Raw genomic sequence first — 18,944 nt, 5'->3', positions numbered from 1 at the left:
TTTGCATGTCAGGTTAACAAGCGGCGGCCTGTTCCGCACGCCGCCTGTCAAAATCCGACGTTATTCACCTTTTGAGCGGGTTTCGAACATCAGGCCCTTTGCGGACCTGTCCGGGAAGCCGTGCCAATAGGTGTGCTCCGGTTTGTCCGTGCCATCGTCATTGCGGGCAAAAACGCCATCTTCCGCCGTCTCGATCAGGTCCAGATAGGCGGCCTTGTCTGTGTCGTTCTTCAGGTGGAGATCCATGAAGGCCGTCGCGAAGTGCTGCATGATGTTGTTCATCCGCACCGTGTCCCAAACCGCATCTGCATAGTGTTCAAACGGCGCCCAGCCGAGTTCGTCGCTGAAGGGATAGGATTCCATCGGCGCGGGCATGGGAGCTGCCGCATTGTGATTGGCGCTGATGAAGGTCAGAAGATGCCGGTCGGTTCCACTGCTTTCCTCCCAGATCTTGCGGATGCCGGTTTCATACTGGGAAACATCGTCCACGCTGCCGGCCACGTAAAGCGCAGGGACGCGCACACCGGAAAGGCCCTCAGCGTCCCAAAAATCCCGGTTTCTCCCCCATGGACCGATGGCGACAATCGCCTTGAGACGCGGATCAATCAGCGCTTCATGCTCCGCGCTGCCGGCCTTGTGCATGCCCAAAAGCCCGTCCGGGGCGCCCCACTCATAACCGATGGATATATCGGTTACACCGCCGCCAGCAGAGATGATCGCGCCATAGCCGCCCATGGAGTAGCCGATGAGACCGGTCCGGCTGGTATCGATCAGACCGGCGAGCGGTGAGCTGCCGTCGTTGCTGAGCCGGTCCATTTCATTCAGGACAAACATCTGATCAAGCGGCCGGTTCACTAGCGTGGAACCGAAGGCTGCCTTGTCGTGATACATGCTATCGGTATGGTCGATAGAAACAGCGACATAACCCTTGCTGGCCAGATTTTCCGCCAGATGGCTCATCAGGAACCGGTTGCCCGGATAGCCGTGTGAAATCAGTACAAGCGGGTAGGGGGCAGAGGTCTCGGCAGGTGTAGCATCCGGTTTTGAGAGCCCGTGAATGTCGGCCTCGCGCTGTCCGTCCCGCAAGATGACCCGCATCGCTTCAGGCGCATCATGCGGCTCCGCCGGATAAAAGACTTCCACCGTCAACGGGCGGTCATACCGTTCCGGCGTTTCATCGGCCGCAATCCGGACGATGTCATACTGGTCCGGATTGGTGAGCTGCAGCGTCATCCGCCCGACCTCATACGCGCCGTGAGCTGCAAGCTCCGGTGCATCAGGGCGGATAAGGTCGATTCTGTTTTCAGACATGGCTTCAGCCGAAACAAGACTTGAGAGAGTGGCGGCAACCAAAAGGGATTTTGGGGACAATCGGGGCACGGCGTTGGGTCTCCGGAGCATCGTAATAACTTACAATTCGCAACTTATAGCCCACACCATGAATGGCAAGGGTCGTCAGTGTACGTATAGTTCGCAGGCGATAAAAATCGGTGACAAGGGTGGATCCTCGAAACAGCCAGAATGCCGCAGCCAACGGGCGTTTTGTCACAGTGCGGGGCCGGCGCACTGTGCTTACGTGAAACCACGTACATATAGCAAGGGAAAGGCCTGATCGCGTGTCTGCAAAAACTGCCGAACAAGAATTGCTTATCATCCGCCTGCTGCTGATCATTCCGGTGCTGAACTGGTTCGTGAAGGACGCGATGTATGGTGAAGACGATGCCAAATACTGGTTCGTCGGAAACCTGGCGATGGTCTGGGCCGTCTGTATTTTTCTGTTCGGCTATCCGGCGATCATCCTTCCAGCACTGGCGATGGTTCCGATGGCGTTCCTCTGGATCCTCGACGTCTGCCGCTAGGAGCTACACCTCGTCGTCCGCTTCCGCAGAGACCCGCTTCTGACTTCCCCAAGTCTCAAGCATGTCGTTCATGGCATCCAGTACGAAAAATCGGGCGGAGTCCCGGTCATATCCGTCATCGAGCAGGGCATCATAGTCCGTGTGCGCGTGCCGAATGCGGCTGGTGGCCGCTTGCCACACGGCAATGGACGGCGGCAAGTGGCGCAGATGACCGGCAAGGGCGCCCTCAAGAATCGCTTCCGCATCCGCCATCGGCACACGTGGCAGTAATAAGCGCAGTGCCTTGCGCATGTCTTTCTGTCGTTTTGTCCCGGCCACCATGCATGCCCGGTAGCACGTTTGGCCAAATACGAAAACGTGCGGTCCGGTTCGAAAGTTAGATAAGAGATCCTTTTCTTTATCTGAGTGCTGACTATATTCATGCCATCATGTCAGACCGCACCCGCATAAGACTGCTGAATGCATTGAAAGCTGCCGGACCCCAAACGGCAGCAGAGCTAGCCGAGGAACTCAACGTCACATCCGTTGCAGTCCGCCAGCATCTAGACGGCTTGCTGGAGGCGGAACTTGTTGAATTTGAGGACCTGAAAGGCTCGGTCGGCCGCCCAAAACGGGTTTGGTCCTTGAGCGCAAAAGGCCACGGCCAGTTCCCCGACAATCACGCGGCGCTTGTTTCGGGGCTCCTGTCCGGGGTGACCGACATCTATGGCCCGGATGGTCTAGAAAAGCTCATCGCCCACCGCGAAGATCAAAGCCGCAAACTCTATTCCGAGGTTCTCGGCGAGGAACAGGAGCTTCGGGGAAAAGTTGCCGCACTTGCCGATTTGCGAAGCAAGGAAGGCTACATGGCCGAGGTGCAGCGGGATGGCGATGCGTTTCTGTTGATCGAAAACCATTGCTCGATCTGTGCAGCGGCCACAGCCTGCCAGGAATTCTGCCGTTCGGAGCTCAACCTGTTCCAATCGCTCCTTGGAGAGAGCGTACTGGTCGAGCGCCAGGAACATCTTCTCTCCGGCGGCCGCCGCTGCGTCTACCGGATTGCGGCTGCGTCCTAAAGTTTTGCCAAGGCTAATTTGCGCTGGAGCGCAGCAGGTCGTTGTGTTCGGCGCTGATTATTGGAAGGCCGGCGATCGTGCCGGTCTCGTCAATGCTTTGCTTGATGTCGGCAAAGGGCTTCGGCGGGCAGAAATGATAGCCTTGAGCGAACCGGCACTGTAGTTGTTGAAGCGCTTCGGCCTGTCCCGCATCCTCAACACCCTCGGCAACGCAGGTGATCTGCATGGACCGGCAGAGGTTCAGGATGGATGCCACGACACCGCCTGTCATGGGATCATCAAGACACGCGACGAAGCTCCGATCGATCTTGACACAATCGATCGGCAAGCGGTGCAGATACCCAAGGCTTGAATATCCGGTGCCGAAGTCGTCCAAAGCCAACCGGCACCCGGCATCCCGCAAACGCTTCAAGCACGCTTCCGCCGCCTCGTAACTTCCAATGACCGATGTCTCGGTGATCTCGAACGTGATCCGTGTCGGATCTACTTTGCGCTCCGCGATGATATCCAGCAGTTTAGATACCGTTTCATGGGACGTGATGTCATGCGCTGACAAATTGAAGGACATGCGCAGCGTGTCGGGCAGCGCTTCGATCTGCCTGATTGCCATACAAAACAGCTGGATGGTCAGCCTTTGGATCTGACCGGTTCGCTCGGCCACCTGAATGAAGACGTCCGGCGGAATGCGGCCAAGTTCGGGGCTGTTCCAGCGTGCCAGGGCCTCAAAGCCGATGATGGTCTGTTTCGAAAGCGCTACGAAGGGCTGGAAGTGGACCTCAAACTCGGCTGCAATATCGGCACATTGCAGGGCACTTTCGATGGCCCGTTCCGACCGGATGCGGGCTTCGTGATCAGCAGAATAGACGGTGACCGAACCGCGGGCCGTTGTTTTGGAATTGTAAAGTGCGTAGTCGGAGCGGTCGAACAGCATATGGGTCGTTGTGCCGGCATCCGGATAAAACGCGATGCCGCAAGAGGCGCCAATTGCAACGGAAATCTCGCCAATCTTGAACGGCTGTTGCAGGCTCTCACAGAGCGCTTTTGCAACATCTGCGGCGGTTTCCGGCGGTCCGAGATATAGAAGACCGAATTCATCCCCGCCCAGCCGGCTGATCTCCAGATCCTGTACCCCAAGCGCTTCCATGCGGTCGCCGACGGCCATGAGCAGCTGGTCGCCGACCTGGTGTCCGTAAGTGTCGTTGACCGGCTTGAACTGATCCAGGTCGATCACGCCGACGGCAAAGACGGCATCGGTTCCGGCAACGCTCTCGATCTGGCGGTCTAGCCGGTTAAAGAAATACCGGCGGTTGGGCAAGTTGGTCAGGAAATCGGTCTGCGAGAGCCGCTCGTTCTCCGCATTCAGACGTTCCGTTTCCTGATGTTTGGCTGCCAGTTCGGAGCGGGACTTGATCAGATTCGAGAAGGCCTCGTAACCGTTAAGCAGCACCTTTAGAATAACCAGGCACACCAGAAAAATGTTCATGGCAATCGCCGAATAAACATCCTGACCTTTGCTCAGGTAGTAGACCAGATAAGGCGCCGTCACGATCAGCATCACCATGATGGCTGCTTGCGGCAAATGCATCAGACAGAAAATGCAGCCGATCACAGTGATCGCGATGAAAAGGGCTACGTGACCCTGCTCGATCGCAGTGCCGTAGCTTTCAAGGCTCAAGGACCAGGTGATGTAGACAACGGCGACCAAACTGCCGAGAAGGACAGTTTGACGCAACTTGCGCACCGCCTGTTGCGGCCCGAGCTCAAGACCGCGGGACCGGACCCAGGAAACCAGCCGGATCGTCGTGAAGATCAGCATCGGCGCAAGGACACCGATGGTCATATAACCAGGTGCAACGTCGCGGTGCGTGTACGCAACGGCGATCGCGTTGACCATGAGCAAAAGATAGAGAAGCGGGATTTGGGAGTTCAGTTCCCGGCACTGGGCCTGCGCAAGTTCGGTGTCCCTGGGATCAATGATCATCCAACGGGCAAAGTCTTGAAGTTTTTTCGCTATCGCCCGCAATGCATCGAAATCCTTGTACCTGAAAAACAGCTCAAAACGGTCTCTTAGTAAAAACACAGAGGACCACCGTTATTCAGAAATGATTGATATAACGTAACGGTATTGATTCGATTATGCTTGATGAAACTGGAAGTTCAACGTCAAAGGTTCGTTTGGGAAGAAAAACTGTAAAAAGTACTTATAATGACACAGATTTGAGTTTGTCAGGTTCTTAAGATTTTGTTGACCTTGTCGGCATGGTGTTTCCCAAATACCGAAAAGGAACCTTCGCTTGCGTCAACGCCTTGCGCTGAAAAATTCTGCGGCATAGTCTTTTTAAATCAAATCGCTTTGCCTCAAGTCGTTGGTGCGGCATTCATTCATCAACCCGCCCAAGGACCCGGCAATGCCTGCGGGGGATGTTGGTGTGAGTGGATCTGGAACGCCTCTGCATTGGGCTCGGAATATAGGAGCCGCGGCCGCTATCGCTTTCCTTGTTTCCGGTTGTGCGCTCTCTGAGGCCCCGATCCTTTACCCGCAAGGACCGATCGCTCTCGCGCAGCGAGATCTTTTGTTCACGGCCTTTTGGTTGATGATGATCGTGGCGATCCCGGCCATCCTCCTCACGCTCTTATTTGTATACCGGTACCGGTCGCGGCATCACAGCACCGCGGCCTACACGCCGGAGTGGGAGGGATCTTGGAAAATCGAGGCCGTTGTCTGGCTTGTTCCGGCCGCGATCATCATTGTTCTTGGCACACTGGTCTGGCGCGACACGCACAAGCTTGATCCTTACAAGGAGCTTGCCTCGGACAAGCCGCCATTTGAAGTTCAGGCAATCGCGCTCGATTGGAAATGGCTCTTTGTCTATCCGGAGTTGGGTGTTGCCAGTGTCAATGAGTTGGCCTTTCCGGCCGATCGGCCTCTGTCCATCAGAATCACCTCCGACACCGTGATGAACTCACTGATGATCCCGGCGCTGGGGGGGCAGATCTATGCAATGGCGGGCATGCGGACGGAAATGAACCTGCTTGCCGATGGTCCTGGCACGTTCAAGGGTCGCAACACGATGTATTCCGGCGACGGTTTCTCAGACCAGCACTTTCTGGCGCATGCCCTGACAGAGGCGGACTTCACGGCCTGGAAAGACAAGGTGACCGGTTCGCCGGATGCCCTGGATGCCAAGACCTATTTGGAAGTCGCCAAACAGAGCGTTGCCAATCCGGTCGCCTATTATTCAAGTGTTGAGCCGAACCTATTCGGCCTGATCCTGCGCAAATACGCGCCGATTGTCGGCCCGCTGGAAAGCGAAGCTGCGGAACTGATTTGCCGGGGGGCTGCCTGATGCTGGGACGTTTGACGATTGACGCGCTGCCCTTTTACAGCTGGGTGGCCATGGGCGGGGCGGCCGTGACCGTTGGCGGCGGGATCGCAGCCTTTCTGTTGATCACGTACCTGCGCGCCTGGAAGGTTCTGTGGACCGACTGGCTGACAAGTGTCGATCACAAGAAGATCGGCATCATGTACGTCGTGCTCGCATTGATCATGCTGGTGCGCGGCTTTGTCGATGCGCTGATGATGCGCGCCCAGCAGGCGATCTCGCTCAACAACGAAGGCTATCTGCCGCCCGAGCATTTTGAGCAGATCTTCTCCTCGCACGGCACCATCATGATCTTCTTCGTGGCAATGCCGTTTCTGACCGGTTTGATCAATCTGATCGTTCCGCAGCAGATTGGCGCCAGGGATGTGTCCTTTCCCTTCCTGAATTCTGTCAGTCTCTGGTTGACGGCGGCAGGAGCGGCTCTGGTACTGATCTCCCTTGTGGTGGGCAAATTTTCCCAGGCCGGCTGGACGGGGTATCCACCGTACTCCGGCATTGAATACAGTCCCGGTGTTGGCGTCGACTATTGGATCTGGGCGCTGACTTTAAGTGGTGCCGGCACCACTATGTCCGGGATCAACTTCATCGTCACGATTGTGAAGAACCGCTGTCCTGGCATGACCTATATGCGTATGCCCATGTTCACCTGGACAGCACTCTGCATCTCGATCCTGATTGTGTTTGCTTTCCCGGCGCTGACCGTGGTTGCCCTGCAGCTCTGGCTGGACCGGACCCTGGGCTTTCATTTCTTCACAAATGGGGACGGCGGCAACATGATGATGTTCGCCAACCTGCTTTGGATCTGGGGGCACCCGGAAGTCTACATCCTGATCCTGCCGGCCTTTGGAATTTTCTCCGAAGTGGTGGCGACCTTCTCCAGAAAAAGGCTCTTCGGCTACACATCGCTGGTCTATGCGACTGCCTGTATCGCCTTGCTCTCCTTCACGGTCTGGCTGCACCACTTCTTCACGATGGGGGCGTCGGCCAATGTGAATGCCATCTTCGGTATAGCCACGATGATCATTGCCGTGCCCACAGGCGTGAAGATCTTCGACTGGATGTTCACGATGTACCGGGGGCGGATCGAGTTCCATCCCGCAATGGTGTTCACCATCGGTTTCATGGTGACCTTCGTCATCGGCGGTGTGACAGGCGTGCTGCTGGCTTTGCCGCCCGCCGATTACCTGATGCACAATTCCACGTTCCTGGTGGCGCATTTCCATAACATGCTCATTCCCGGCGCTCTGTTTGGGTATTTTGCTGGGCTGAACTACTGGTTTCCAAAGGCCTTCGGCTTCAAGCTGGACGCCAAATGGGGCATCCGGTCTTTCTGGTTCTGGTTTATCGGGTTTTATCTCGCCTTCATGCCGCTTTATGCCCTTGGGTTCATGGGCATGTCCCGGCGTATGGAGCATTACGTGGATCCAACCTGGCAACCCTTCCTGGTGGTAGCCGCGCTGGGCGCCGTCTTTGTGCTTTGCGGCATCATCTGCATCGGCATTCAGCTCTATGTTTCCGCGCGCCAGTGGGGATCATCCCGCGACATCACCGGGGATCCCTGGAACGGCCGGACCTTGGAATGGGCAACGTCGTCTCCGGTCGCGCCTTACAATTTCGCGGTCGTTCCAACAGTCACCGACATTGATGCATTCCATGAAATGAAGATGCGTGGCACGGCTTACCAGCGGCCGGAGCGTTACGAGCCTATTGTCATGCCGAAAAGCACGGGCCTCGGCGTTGTCTTGGGCGGGCTTTCCTTCGTGATGGGTTTTGCTGCTGTCTGGTACATCTGGTGGCTGGCGGTGCTGATGCTGGTCTTGTGTCTGGTGTGCATCGGGATCCGGGCCTGCGACGACACCAGCGAGTATGTGATGTCAGCGGCCGAGGTTGAGGCAATTGAGACCGCCTGGCTCTCCGGGATCACTCCTGCTGACATGCATGACATGCGCGAATTTGAACCGCGCGGGGCTGCGTCCGGAATGGCGCTTTCCGGGAGAGCGTTATGAGTGAGATGCTGACCATCCGAAACGATGCAGACCTCTTGGAGGAGGAAGAGCATCATTCGCTTCGCGGACGGGAGTTCGGCTTCTGGCTGTTCCTGATGGGCGATGCCGTCATTTTCGCGCTGCTGTTTGCGACCTACGTGGTGTTGTCCGGCAACTCGGCGGCCGGCCCGACCTCGCAACAGGTCTTCGACCTCAGCCACACGGCCATCGAGACCGCGTTGCTTTTGGTCTCCAGCCTGACCTTCGGCATTGCCAGTCTGGCCATGGACAAGGGGCATGGGCGCGCCGTCATTCTCTGGCTTCTGATTACACTTGGACTTGGTCTGGGCTTCCTCGCGATGGAGGTTCTTGAATTCCGCGGCATGATCCTGCAAGGAGCGGGACCGGATGTCAGCGGGTTCCTCTCGGCATTTTTCACGCTCGTCGGGATGCATGGCGCGCATGTTGCCATGGGATCGATCGGCATCCTTGTGATGATCGGTCAGGTTATGACCAAGGGCCTGACGATGCCGGTCCGCTCGCGGCTCAATCGCTTGGGGCTGTTCTGGCATTTTCTTGATATCGTCTGGATCGGGATCTTCTCGGTCGTCTATTTACCCGGTGTGATGTAGGAGGCTGACATGGACCACACGGACCACACAGAACATCGCAGCCTTGGCAGCTATCTGACCGGCTTTGCACTCGCGATTGTGCTGACTGCGATCCCTTTCGGTCTGGTCTGGACGGGTGCGCTCACCGGGCCGGCCGTCTACGGTGTGATTGCAGCGGCCGCTGTCATCCAGGTGCTGGTTCACCTGGTGTTTTTCCTGCACCTGAATTTCAAGTCGACCCCGGGTGAAAACCTCTTCTTTTTGGCCTTCGCAGCCGTTCTGATCTGCATCATGGTCGGCGGCAGTCTCTGGATCATGTTCGACCTGCATCACCGGATGATGTGACGGTCTGAATTACGTGTTTGACGCCTGAGTTCGAACGACACTCTGTTGGTTTTTGCAACCGATGTGGTTTTGCCTCAACAGCTGTGGTACTCACACCACATGGATAAAAGAGACCGGGCCGAACTGTTTCGCGAGCGTTTGAGCGCGGCGCTCAGAGAGCGGGAACTGAATCGCTCAGACCTCGCGCGCGCAGCAGAGCTCGACCGGTCCACGGTTTCCCAGCTTTTGTCCGAAGAGAGCCCACGCCTGCCCAACGGTCAGGCGCTTGCGGCCATCGCTTCCGCCCTTAGTGTGTCCGCCGATTGGCTTCTGGGCTTGTCGGCGCACAAGGGCGCGGCCGCGGAAATCCTCGATCAAGCCGTTCAAGTGGCCGAAACCGAACGTCACCCGGTCGATGTGCATTTGCTCGCCTGGTACCGGGACGCGGTGGGCGCCAAGATCCGGCATGTTCCGGCGAACCTGCCGGATGTCTTGAAGACAGAGGCCGTTCTGGCGCACGAATATGCTGGCGAAACCTTTCGGACACCCGGACAGGCCATCACCGGTACACGCGATCAGCAGGCGTTGTTGAACCGCGCAGAATCGGACATGGAAATCTGTGTTTCGAAAGAGGCCTTGGAGGCATTTGCCCGGGGCGAGGGCATGTGGTCGGATTTGCCGGATGCTGTGCGCCGGGAGCAGCTGCAGGTCATGGGCGAAACCCTGGACAGATATTACCCCTCTCTCAGGTTGCATCTTTTTGGTGCCAGCGACCGGTTTTCCGCCCCGTTTACGGTGTTTGGCCAAAAATGGGCTGCGCTGTATCTGGGTCAGCGCTATCTCACCTTTTCCAACACACGTCACGTGCAGCTGTTTTCCCGGCATTTCGATGATCTGGTCCGCCATGCTCTGGTGCGCTCTCACGAGGCCAGTGACTTTGCAACGAAATTGTCTCTCGGGATTTGAACCGGATTTTAAACACCAAAGCTAAATCCAGATTTTGAACCGCCTTTCGCGAAAGAAAGACCCTACGGTATGGCAACCATCGAATACGTCTATTCCGCGCATTCCGCATTTGCGTATCTCGGCTCCTCGGAGATTATGCGGATTTGCGCTGATCACAACGCGGTTTTGGTCCATCGGCCGGTGCTTTTGTCGCCTGTCGTCGAGGCGCAAAGAAGTCAGTCCTTCCGCCAGCGGACACAGGCGCATGTCGACTATTTCTTCGGGCGTGAAATCGAACGTTGGGCGGAGTATCGGTCCGTGCCGATCATACGCAAGCGCCCGACCTTTCATGATGCAGACTACAGCCTGGCCTCGGGCATGATCATCGCGCTGGGCGAAACGGGCCCAGACACCGATCGGATGGCTCACGGACTTCTGGAGGCGCACTGGAATGAGGATTTGGACCTTTCAGACCGGGAGTCCCTTGAGGCTGTGGCGGTGAAACTGGGGTTCGCCGCCAAGGAGTTGCTGGAAGAAGCTGCAAGCCCGAGCGTTCAAAACAAACTCATGGAAAACTCCGAATGGGCCAAGGAGAAGCAGGTTTTCGGATCTCCAACTTACATCGTCGATGGTGATTCATTTTACGGTCAGGACCATCTTCCACTGGTGGAACGTGCCCTTCAAAAACCCTTTGCGCCATCGGACTGGGTCAATCCGCCTGTTGATAGGTAAGGCATCGGTCAGACGAAAACTCTTTCGTAAATTTGCGCCGTGTTAAGTGTTTTGCCGTTACGTGAATTGTTTCAGGTCGTCTGTTGTGCGCTTGTACAGGCGTCCTTCACGTCGGAGACTGTCATGGTATCGGTCCGCCTCGGGCTGGTTTTATTCTTCGCAAGCATCTCCAGTGCATTGGCATCTGATCCAAGCTGCACACGCGTAACCGCGTCCGCACATCCCGATTATCCACCCTACCATTGGCGGGAGGGCGGTCGGATCGTTGGGGCAAGCGTTGATCTCAACAAAATTGTGTTTCAGGAACTTGGCGTCTCATTTGATGCAGTTTTCACAGGCCCTTGGAAACGCGTATTGAAGACCGCTGAAAGCGGCGAGATCGACTTTCTTATGTCGCTCAAGAAAACGGGTGAACGCCAAAGGTTTCTAGACTTTACCGACACGCCCGCTTTCGAAAATCCATTTACGGTCTTCACGTTGGAAGACCGCCGTTTTCCCTTGGCGGTCTGGAACGATCTAAGGGGCAGGTATGGCGCCAAGAATGCTGGTGACCGGTATGGCGAGCCTTTTGACTCCTATGTCGCGAATGTTCTGGAGTTGTCCGACAATTTCTCTTTCCAGGACAATGTGAACCAGCTGCTGGTTGGCCGGATCGACTACATCATCCATGGCCGCTATGTCGGGCAGGCGCAATTTGGGGCCATTGAAGGGGGCAAGGCAATTGTCCCGCTGGACTGGAACGTGATGAACGGCTTCGTGCACAGCGGCTTCACGCTCAATTCTGCGTGTCGGCACCTTAAGGACAAGGTGAGTCAACGGTACGATGAATTGTTGGCCGACGGAACCGCGGAGCGCATTCTTTCCGACAACGTTGGCCGATGGATTCTCAGAAGCCGGAATTACGAGCTGAAAAAGAAGGTCGTCGATGTAGACTAGTGGGAACGACCGTTGATCTTCATCAGCGGAAGTCTGGCTCAAGACGAATTGGCTGTTCTTCACCGTTCGTCCGCACGTTAGGTGCGTCGGGAGTATTCCACCTAAACAAAGTGATGTGCCAAAGGCCTGGCCTGCGGCGGGAGGGGTCGATTAGGCCGTGATAGCCCATTGCTCGGATCAGGTCGGCCGCGATCCATGATGGCGGCTCAAGGCCGCTTTTCAGCGGAGCAAGCCAGGGTTGGCGTGCAAGTGCGTAAAGCTCTGAATGTTCCACATCGCGCAGATCCAGCAACCGACAGGCGCTGACCTCCAGCGAAATCAACACCCGGTCCCGATTGTCGCAAGTGATGTATTGACCGATTGCAACACGCGCGCTTGTCTCATCCGGGCTCAGATATAGCGCATCTTGGCCTGGGCGATTGAACCGCGCAGGCGGTCTGGACGCGTGCCCCCTTTCAAGGATAAGGGCACCTTCTCCAGGATTGATGATCTTGACGAAACTCCTCGAAGCAAGCTCAACCACCGGATCAGTGGTGACCCAAGTGATGGTGATACTGCGCCTTGGCGACATCCAGCGATTTCGCGGGTTCGAAACTGCCGGCATCGGCCATGGCCCAATAGGTTGAATAGCCAGCAACATCGTGAGTCGGGTCGAGCAATGCCCCCGGTTTCAGCCAGGTCAGGGCAGCGCTGGCCGGCAGGATTTCCCGCAAACCAGCTCGAAGATAGAAATGCTCCGGCTTGAAGTCCCTTGGATGAGACAGTCCCGCTGCAGCTGTGAACTCAACGAGCGACTTGATGGTGTTGCGGTGAAAGTTCGCGACCCGGGTGGCCTTGTCCGGCACATCCAAAGCTTGCTGCCGCTTTGGATCCTGGGTTGCGACGCCTGTCGGACACTTGTTGGTATGGCAGCTCTGCGATTGGATGCAGCCAACCGCGAACATGAAGCCGCGCGCCGAATTTACCCAGTCCGCGCCAAGGGCCATCGTCCCGGCGATGTCAAAGGCGCTGATCAGTTTGCCGCTCGCGCCAATGCGGATGTCATCGCGCAATCCCGCGCCGACAAGGCTGTTATGAACGAACGCCAACCCCTGGCGCAGTGGCGTACCAAGCCGGTTGGCAAACTCGACAGGGGCCGCGCCCGTGCCACCTTCAGCGCCGTCCACGACGATGAAATCCGGTTTGATCCCGGATTTGAGCATTGCCTTGACGATCGCCATGAATTCCCAGCGGTGGCCGATGCACAGCTTGAAGCCGACCGGTTTGCCGCCGGAAAGCTCGCGCAAGGTCTTGATGAAGTCCAGCAGCTCCATCGGCGTTGAAAATGCGGAATGGCTTGCCGGTGATATACACTCCTTGCCGATCGGTATGCCGCGCGCTTCCGCAATTTCCTCGGTCACCTTGGCGCCGGGCAGAACGCCGCCGTGGCCGGGTTTTGCGCCCTGACTCATCTTGATTTCGATCATCTTGATCTGTGGGTCGGCCGCCTGTTTCTTGAACTTTTCCGGATCAAAGCCGCCATCGTCGGCGCGGCAACCAAAATAGCCGCTGCCCAGCTCCCAAACCAGATCGCCACCGCCTTCGCGGTGGTAGCGCGAAACGCTGCCCTCGCCGGTGTCATGGTAGAAGCCGCCCGCCTTGGCACCTTTGTTCAGCGCCAAGATGGCGTTGCCGGAAAGTGACCCAAAGCTCATGGCGGAGATATTGAAAATCGACGCGGAGTAAGGCTGTTTGCACTCCGGCCCGCCGATCTCGACGCGCAGTTCTTCGACCTTCCCATGGGATTGCGGACAGACCGAATGGTTCACCCAGCCGTAGTTGATATCATAAACGTCAAGCTCGGTGCCGAAGGGGAGCACGCCTTCGATGTCCTTTGCCCGGTCGTAGACCATGGTGCGGCGCTCGCGGGAGAACGGCCGGCCATCCTGATTGCTTTCAAAGAAGTACTGCCGGAGCTCAGGGCGGATGGCTTCGAACATGAAGCGGAAATGGCCGGCAACCGGATAGTTTCTCAAAATCGCATGTTTCGTCTGGGTGACGTCCAGTATGCCGACAATGGTCAAGACGGCAAAGACCGCAAAGGCCCAAAGAAAATGAGGGGTGACTGCAAAACTCAAAATGAAGGTGACGACTGCGGCAGCGATGCAAAGCGCAAACACCGTATAGCGGGCTGGAAACAAGAGACATTCTCCCTCTGGCAATCTTGGACGTCAGTCTAGCCAGGCTCCACGTCAAAAGGAAAGGGGGAACCATAAATGCTTCAGAACAAGTCCAGCTCGGTCCAAAGGGTCTCGTCGAAGAAACACACAGAGAGTTTCAGCGTTTGTTGATCGCCTTCAAGTATTTTGAGTGTAACGATTTGAAGGTGATTGTATTCAGGTCGCCTGATTTTATGGAGCGCCATTAATGTTGGATTTAGACCAACGGGATATCAATAAAATGAGTTCTAGGTTTTCATGTATTCAGGGTGACCTGCATGCAGTTATTCAAACGTATTTGCGCCGCAGGTCTCCTGTTTTCATTGCCGGTGTCAGCTGCTGCTGGTGAGCTGGTTATCGCTCGGGAGGACACACTCAATTTTCCCTGGCAACTGCAGGAAGGTGTTGGTGCAGACACCTTTCTGATTGAGCGTGCAGCACGCAATCTCGGTTATTCGGTCCAATTCAGAAAAGTACCGTGGAAACGGTGTCTAAACCAGATCGCCAACAACACTTTTGATGGGTGTTTCTCCGCGAGTTTCAAACCGGATCGTCTGAAATATGGTGTCTATCCGATGATCAATGGGCAGCCCGACCCCGACAAGCGGACACACACCGAGAGCTATTCCTTATATGTGCTCAACGCGTCACCTGTGGGTTGGAGCGGGGATCGTTTTGAGAACCTGACCGGCGATATTGGATCCATCTATGGATATTCGATCATTGAACAGTTGCGGGCCGAAGGCGCCGGTGTTTTTGAGGCAGATTCCAACGAGCAATTGTTCGCAATGTTGCTGGCCGGACGGCTTGCCGCAGTGGCCCTGCTAACGTCGCAGGCTGACCATCTGGTTCAACAGAACCCTGATTTTCGTGCTGCAATCCGAAAAATCGAAACGCCTTTGGTTGCAAAGCATTATTATCTGATGCTGTCCCATGAGATGGTGCAGACCAATCCGGATCTTGTTGCTGCTCTTTATGGTGAAATCGCGGAAATACGCGAGTCAGCGGCCTATCAGGACCACTATGATAGCCTTTTCGACTAGCAGCCTGTCCAGTACTCCCAAAGTGGCGATCTAATGTCCGGCTCTGCGTCGCGCGACGTGCTCATTCTTTGTCACATGCGCCGCAAGTGAGGTGAACTTCGCGGTCGCCAATCGCGCCATGATTTCCTCTGCAGCGCCTTCGGCTCCGGGCTCCAGTGCCATGATGTCGGCGGCGGCCCTAGCACCGATGGCATAGGATGGCGCATCGAGCGCATAAAGAGCTTTTACCAGCGTGTCCGTGGTCAGCTTTGTTTGCTGGATCGGTGCCGGGCCGGCCCCAATCGCATGGACCCGCTGCCCCCAAAACGGCTGATCGGCAAAAACCGGACAGACGAGGGAAGGTTTGCCCCAGCGCAGCGCTTCATGGGTTGTCCCGGCGCCGCCATGGTGAATTATGCTGCTGCATCTCGGGAACAACCAGCTGTGCGGTGCCTTGTCGATCACAAACACCTTGTCTTTGAGAACGTCAGGAAGGGTATCGCCGCTCAGCCCGCCCCAGCCGCGCGCCAGAACGGCGCGAAGTCCGGTTTGGCTGAGCGACTGGATAATCAGACGAGTCAGCTCCTCCGGGTTCCGGCTGGGCATGGAGCCGAAACCGATATAGACCGGTGCGGGACCGGTCTCCAGAAACTGCAGGAGATCAGGAGGAGGGGTATACTTCGTGTCGGGCCGCATGAACCAGTAACCGCTGAGCCAGGACGTTTCCGGCCAGTCTTTCGGCCTTGGCACCAGCGCAGATGAAAACCCATGCAGGCACAGCGCTCTGGAGCCATCCGGCATATGGCCGTCGATCATCTCGCCCGGGTGTTCGAACTCCGCGCCCGCGTCTGCCTGCAAGGGTTTCAAAACGGGAGCCATGCCAAGCGCCATCAGCTTTCGAGCGGCGAGATAGCTGAAACGGTTTGCCGTTTTTCCAAACGCGGGCAGACCGAAGAGCGGGACAGGAAAGTCAGTTGTTGGTGTTATGACCGGCTGAAGCGCAGTTGGTAAAGCTGGAACCTTCAACCGCCTTGCAACCAGTGTCATTACGGTTGCCTTGAGATTGAAGAGGATCAGGTCCGGCTGTTCTTCCAGGCCGATCTTCCACAAACACCGGACGACCTTTTTCTGATCCTCCATGGTCGTGCGGGCGACCTTGATCTTGCCGCGGAAGGTGAACATGGCTTCACGGGTAACGGGATCACCTAAGAGGGCTTCGAAATCGATTGGAACCGCGCGGGGCTGCGCGCCGACCTTGCCGATCATCGTGTCAAAGCCGCGGCCGGTCGCCACCACCACATCCGCACCAAGACGCACCAGTTCAGCGGCGAGCGCCACATAGGGCTGCACGTCACCGCGGGTTCCGAGCGTGGCAATCAGGATTTTCGGTTTTGAAGCGGTCACTGGTGAAATTCCCAATAGGAAGGCACCTCTTTTGGATGTTTTTGGGCCGTTCTGCAATCAGGAAGAGGTGTTATATCTGCAAAATATCTGGAAAGTGCCAGCTGTCGTTGGGGCATGATCGAATCAATGACATCTTGAGGAATGAATTTCCGGTTTTGTTAAGGGCAGGGGATTTAGGGATTCTCTGAAGGACGAACGCAAAAGGCAATGCATGGCCGGTAAACTGAGTTGGATGACAGTATTGCGATTGGCCCGATGGGCTGTGGTTGCCGTTGCGGCCGCAGGCAGTGTTGCTTTTGCTGTGTCCAGTTCGGTACAAGCCACCCCGCGCATTGACATCGTCACTGAGGATTACCCGCCTTTCGAGATGGCAGAACCACAGGATGGTCTGCGCGGCTTCGACTATGAAGTGGCCACCGAAGCCTTCCGCCGTATGGGCTATGAGGCAAACATCCTGTTCTTGCCCTGGAAGCGGGCGCTGAATGAAGCGGAAACGGGCCGGGCCGTGGGCATCCTGACCTGCGCGCATCATCCGGACCGGGAGCGGTTCATTCTCTTCTCGGACCCGATCAGTGTCTTCACCAATGGTTTTTTCGTAAGAAAAGCGCATGAAGGGCCGGACATTCAGACCGTTGAGGATGTGGTTGGTCAACGGGTCTCATCGATGGCTGGCTATGAAAGCCTGAAGGTTCTGCAAAACCTGGGGGCCAACCCGATCGAGGCGCAAACGACCGAACTGGGCCTCAAGATGCTGGCAGCCGGCCGGTTTGATTATCTGATGGGCGCGCGCGAACCGACGGAGTACATCATTCGCCGCGAGGAGATGAGCGGTCAGTTTGAATTCATCGCGCTGACCACCCGGGATTTCCACTTTTGTTTTTCAAAGAGTTATGAGGGCGTTGAGGATCTGATCGGCCCGTTTAATGAAGCCTTGGCAGGAATGCGCGCAGATGGCACCTATGACGCCATCCACGACAAGTACCGGTAGGTCCGGTCAACGGCTCCGGCCATGCCTCAATTGAAGACATGGAAGACTGAAATGCAAACGCTGTTCTCCCTGAAAACCTCCGGCCAGGGGCTTTATGAGTTCACCCGTTCCGTCAGCAGCTGGCTTGCCGGGGAAGGCGCGGGCGACGGGCTACTGACCCTCTTTGTCCGCCATACGTCCTGTTCGCTCCTCATTCAGGAAAACGCCGATCCGGATGTTCAGGTCGACCTGAAGGCCTACTTCAGCCGTCTTGTACCGCCGACGAGCGATCCTTCGATGCGCTACCTCACGCACACGCTGGAAGGGCCGGACGACATGCCGGCGCATATCAAGGCCGCGGTTTTGCCCGTCAGCCTGTCGATCCCGGTCTCGGGCGGCGAAATGCTGCTTGGCACCTGGCAGGGGATCTATCTGTTTGAGCACCGCGACCGGCCGCACCAACGCCAAGTGGCGGCGCATTTTCTGAGCGACCGATAACCGGATGCCCTATGTCCGCAGGGCGGGCAGGCCGACGCCGGTGCTGTCGAAGCCGCCATCGGAGGCAATCACCTGACCGGTGACATAGCTCGCCTCGTCCGAGCACAAGAAGGCGATGACAGAGGCGATTTCGGCCTCAGAGCCGTACCGGTTGAGCGGGATCGCATCGTGATAGGCGTCGATGATTTCCTGGCTGTGCACGGCCATGGCGAGCTTAGTGCGGACCGGGCCTGGGCAGACGCAATTGGCGCGGATGCCGTACTCGCCGAGTTCGGCCGCCTGCTGCTTGGTCAGGTGAATGACCGCCGCCTTCGACGTCCCATAGGCCACCCGCAAGGTGGAGGCGCGGAGGCCGGAAATCGAGCCGATATTGACGATCGCTCCACGCGTTTTTTTCAGGTGCGGAACGGCGGCCTGCGAGACCATGAAGACCCCGTCCAGATTGGTCGCCATCACCGTGCGCCACAGGCTCAAATCCGCCTCTTCGATCGGCCCGAAATTGGCGACACCTGCATTGTTGACCGCCGCATCCAGCCGCCCAAAGTGTTCGATGATCTTGGTCATCATCTCATCGACGTCATCGGGGATAGAAACATCATAGATGAAGGCCGACCCCGCGTTGATCCCGGCGGACGCCGTTTTCAGCTCCGCCCCGTCCCGGTCGACCATCGCCACCTTCCAGCCCTTCTCGATCAGGAGCTTCGTGGTCGCCAAACCAATCCCGCGCGCCGCGCCGGTCACAAGGGCAATCTTCTCGGTCATTTGATGGCTCTGAATTTAGATGAGAGGTAAGGAAGCTCAACGCTAGCAGGCAGGGGCGACCCGAGCAATCGGGAGATCGCCAATCCAGATCTTTGAAAGCTGAGAGAGAAAATAGGAAAATATTCCTTGACACCGTAACGGTGATGTGGCATGGTTTTGTCATGATCCCAAAGTTGGGGATCGATTGAGGCTTCCGGCGATTGCTTGGGGCCTTTTTTGTTGGGCGCATCGGTCGAATGGGTTGACGTGGCCAAACGAGCGGA

The 18,944-nt window shown here is 56.8% G+C and carries 19 protein-coding genes; 12 read left to right on the top strand and 7 right to left on the bottom strand.

Features of this window, described 5'->3' with window-relative positions; genetic code table 11:
* Positions 1–60 precede the first annotated feature (60 nt).
* Positions 61–1,311: an alpha/beta hydrolase family protein gene (locus ACQY4Z_RS04390; protein ID WP_428527006.1), complete on the bottom strand. Its 1,251-nt coding sequence runs from the start codon at positions 1,309–1,311 to the stop codon at positions 61–63.
* 305 nt (positions 1,312–1,616) lie between these two features.
* On the opposite strand from ACQY4Z_RS04390, the gene ACQY4Z_RS04385 reads away from it, so the two are divergent.
* Positions 1,617–1,859 carry a hypothetical protein gene (locus tag ACQY4Z_RS04385; RefSeq protein WP_209177839.1) on the top strand — a complete coding sequence of 81 codons (243 nt, stop codon included), beginning with the start codon at positions 1,617–1,619 and terminating at the stop codon, positions 1,857–1,859.
* Positions 1,860–1,862: 3 nt separating this feature from the next.
* Here ACQY4Z_RS04385 and ACQY4Z_RS04380 read toward each other — a convergent pair whose 3' ends face one another.
* A complete protein-coding gene (locus tag ACQY4Z_RS04380) occupies positions 1,863–2,180 on the bottom strand; it encodes a DUF2293 domain-containing protein (protein ID WP_428527004.1) in 318 nt (105 codons plus the stop codon).
* A 107-nt stretch (positions 2,181–2,287) separates the two neighbouring features.
* On the opposite strand from ACQY4Z_RS04380, the gene ACQY4Z_RS04375 reads away from it, so the two are divergent.
* Positions 2,288–2,914 (top strand): helix-turn-helix transcriptional regulator, encoded by a 627-nt coding sequence (locus tag ACQY4Z_RS04375; RefSeq protein ID WP_428527002.1) that lies wholly within the window; start codon positions 2,288–2,290, stop codon positions 2,912–2,914.
* 13 nt (positions 2,915–2,927) lie between these two features.
* Here ACQY4Z_RS04375 and ACQY4Z_RS04370 read toward each other — a convergent pair whose 3' ends face one another.
* Positions 2,928–4,994, bottom strand: coding sequence for a putative bifunctional diguanylate cyclase/phosphodiesterase (locus tag ACQY4Z_RS04370; protein ID WP_428527000.1), 2,067 nt, complete (start codon positions 4,992–4,994; stop codon positions 2,928–2,930).
* A 328-nt stretch (positions 4,995–5,322) separates the two neighbouring features.
* Here ACQY4Z_RS04370 and cyoA point away from each other — a divergent pair, with 328 nt between their 5' ends.
* The 7 genes from cyoA (at position 5,323) to ACQY4Z_RS04335 (ending at position 11,830) form a co-directional block, all read left to right on the top strand.
* Complete coding sequence (gene cyoA, locus ACQY4Z_RS04365; RefSeq protein WP_428526998.1) at positions 5,323–6,261, top strand: ubiquinol oxidase subunit II; 939 nt, start codon at positions 5,323–5,325, stop codon at positions 6,259–6,261.
* Complete coding sequence (locus tag ACQY4Z_RS04360; protein ID WP_428526996.1) at positions 6,261–8,303, top strand: cbb3-type cytochrome c oxidase subunit I; 2,043 nt, start codon at positions 6,261–6,263, stop codon at positions 8,301–8,303. Before cyoA ends, ACQY4Z_RS04360 begins: the two co-directional genes overlap by 1 nt.
* Entirely contained in the window at positions 8,300–8,914 is a 615-nt protein-coding gene (gene cyoC / locus ACQY4Z_RS04355; protein ID WP_428526994.1) for a cytochrome o ubiquinol oxidase subunit III, read from the top strand. Before ACQY4Z_RS04360 ends, cyoC begins: the two co-directional genes overlap by 4 nt.
* A 9-nt stretch (positions 8,915–8,923) precedes the next feature.
* Complete coding sequence (gene cyoD, locus ACQY4Z_RS04350) at positions 8,924–9,238, top strand: cytochrome o ubiquinol oxidase subunit IV (protein WP_428526992.1); 315 nt, start codon at positions 8,924–8,926, stop codon at positions 9,236–9,238.
* 99 nt (positions 9,239–9,337) lie between these two features.
* Positions 9,338–10,183 (top strand): helix-turn-helix domain-containing protein, encoded by an 846-nt coding sequence (locus ACQY4Z_RS04345; protein ID WP_428526990.1) that lies wholly within the window; start codon positions 9,338–9,340, stop codon positions 10,181–10,183.
* A gap of 69 nt (positions 10,184–10,252) precedes the next feature.
* Complete coding sequence (locus ACQY4Z_RS04340) at positions 10,253–10,894, top strand: 2-hydroxychromene-2-carboxylate isomerase (protein ID WP_428526988.1); 642 nt, start codon at positions 10,253–10,255, stop codon at positions 10,892–10,894.
* A 123-nt stretch (positions 10,895–11,017) separates the two neighbouring features.
* A complete protein-coding gene (locus tag ACQY4Z_RS04335) occupies positions 11,018–11,830 on the top strand; it encodes a substrate-binding periplasmic protein (RefSeq protein WP_428526986.1) in 813 nt (270 codons plus the stop codon).
* 22 nt (positions 11,831–11,852) lie between these two features.
* On the opposite strand, the gene ACQY4Z_RS04330 is transcribed toward ACQY4Z_RS04335, so the two are convergent.
* Complete coding sequence (locus tag ACQY4Z_RS04330; protein WP_428526984.1) at positions 11,853–12,401, bottom strand: RES family NAD+ phosphorylase; 549 nt, start codon at positions 12,399–12,401, stop codon at positions 11,853–11,855.
* Positions 12,358–14,010, bottom strand: a complete 1,653-nt coding sequence (locus ACQY4Z_RS04325) for an FMN-binding glutamate synthase family protein (RefSeq protein WP_428526982.1) — start codon at positions 14,008–14,010, stop codon at positions 12,358–12,360. The genes ACQY4Z_RS04330 and ACQY4Z_RS04325 overlap by 44 nt, the downstream gene beginning before the upstream one ends.
* 296 nt (positions 14,011–14,306) lie before the next feature.
* Here ACQY4Z_RS04325 and ACQY4Z_RS04320 point away from each other — a divergent pair, with 296 nt between their 5' ends.
* Entirely contained in the window at positions 14,307–15,071 is a 765-nt protein-coding gene (locus ACQY4Z_RS04320; protein WP_428526980.1) for a substrate-binding periplasmic protein, read from the top strand.
* Between the two features lie 30 nt (positions 15,072–15,101).
* Here ACQY4Z_RS04320 and ACQY4Z_RS04315 read toward each other — a convergent pair whose 3' ends face one another.
* Positions 15,102–16,454 (bottom strand): glycosyltransferase, encoded by a 1,353-nt coding sequence (locus ACQY4Z_RS04315; protein WP_428526978.1) that lies wholly within the window; start codon positions 16,452–16,454, stop codon positions 15,102–15,104.
* A 232-nt stretch (positions 16,455–16,686) separates the two neighbouring features.
* On the opposite strand from ACQY4Z_RS04315, the gene ACQY4Z_RS04310 reads away from it, so the two are divergent.
* Complete coding sequence (locus tag ACQY4Z_RS04310) at positions 16,687–17,442, top strand: substrate-binding periplasmic protein (RefSeq protein WP_428526976.1); 756 nt, start codon at positions 16,687–16,689, stop codon at positions 17,440–17,442.
* Between the two features lie 51 nt (positions 17,443–17,493).
* Positions 17,494–17,919 carry a secondary thiamine-phosphate synthase enzyme YjbQ gene (locus ACQY4Z_RS04305; RefSeq protein ID WP_428526974.1) on the top strand — a complete coding sequence of 142 codons (426 nt, stop codon included), beginning with the start codon at positions 17,494–17,496 and terminating at the stop codon, positions 17,917–17,919.
* A 9-nt stretch (positions 17,920–17,928) separates the two neighbouring features.
* Here the strand turns inward: ACQY4Z_RS04305 and ACQY4Z_RS04300 are convergent, their stop codons facing one another.
* A complete protein-coding gene (locus ACQY4Z_RS04300; RefSeq protein ID WP_428526972.1) occupies positions 17,929–18,681 on the bottom strand; it encodes an SDR family NAD(P)-dependent oxidoreductase in 753 nt (250 codons plus the stop codon).
* Positions 18,682–18,944: the final 263 nt, after the last annotated feature.

The organism is Roseibium sp., assembly GCF_965276855.1.
Taxonomy (GTDB): Bacteria; Pseudomonadota; Alphaproteobacteria; order Rhizobiales; family Stappiaceae; genus Roseibium.
Note: the sequence above shows the minus strand (reverse complement) of the source record. Positions and strands in the feature narration are given on the sequence as shown.

Bases quoted from the DNA above. Each gene is read 5' to 3' on its own strand.
- ACQY4Z_RS04380 (WP_428527004.1), bottom strand. From the start codon at position 2,180: ATGGTGGCCGGGACAAAACGACAGAAAGACATGCGCAAGGCACTGCGC.
- ACQY4Z_RS04305 (WP_428526974.1), top strand. From the start codon at position 17,494: ATGCAAACGCTGTTCTCCCTGAAAACCTCCGGCCAGGGGCTTTATGAG.
- ACQY4Z_RS04300 (WP_428526972.1), bottom strand. From the start codon at position 18,681: ATGACCGAGAAGATTGCCCTTGTGACCGGCGCGGCGCGCGGGATTGGT.
- ACQY4Z_RS04330 (WP_428526984.1), bottom strand. From the start codon at position 12,401: ATGTCGCCAAGGCGCAGTATCACCATCACTTGGGTCACCACTGATCCG.
- cyoC (WP_428526994.1), top strand. From the start codon at position 8,300: ATGAGTGAGATGCTGACCATCCGAAACGATGCAGACCTCTTGGAGGAG.
- ACQY4Z_RS04345 (WP_428526990.1), top strand. From the start codon at position 9,338: ATGGATAAAAGAGACCGGGCCGAACTGTTTCGCGAGCGTTTGAGCGCG.
- ACQY4Z_RS04390 (WP_428527006.1), bottom strand. From the start codon at position 1,311: ATGTCTGAAAACAGAATCGACCTTATCCGCCCTGATGCACCGGAGCTT.
- ACQY4Z_RS04335 (WP_428526986.1), top strand. From the start codon at position 11,018: ATGGTATCGGTCCGCCTCGGGCTGGTTTTATTCTTCGCAAGCATCTCC.
- ACQY4Z_RS04375 (WP_428527002.1), top strand. From the start codon at position 2,288: ATGTCAGACCGCACCCGCATAAGACTGCTGAATGCATTGAAAGCTGCC.
- cyoA (WP_428526998.1), top strand. From the start codon at position 5,323: ATGCCTGCGGGGGATGTTGGTGTGAGTGGATCTGGAACGCCTCTGCAT.
- ACQY4Z_RS04340 (WP_428526988.1), top strand. From the start codon at position 10,253: ATGGCAACCATCGAATACGTCTATTCCGCGCATTCCGCATTTGCGTAT.
- cyoD (WP_428526992.1), top strand. From the start codon at position 8,924: ATGGACCACACGGACCACACAGAACATCGCAGCCTTGGCAGCTATCTG.
- ACQY4Z_RS04360 (WP_428526996.1), top strand. From the start codon at position 6,261: ATGCTGGGACGTTTGACGATTGACGCGCTGCCCTTTTACAGCTGGGTG.
- ACQY4Z_RS04320 (WP_428526980.1), top strand. From the start codon at position 14,307: ATGCAGTTATTCAAACGTATTTGCGCCGCAGGTCTCCTGTTTTCATTG.
- ACQY4Z_RS04310 (WP_428526976.1), top strand. From the start codon at position 16,687: ATGACAGTATTGCGATTGGCCCGATGGGCTGTGGTTGCCGTTGCGGCC.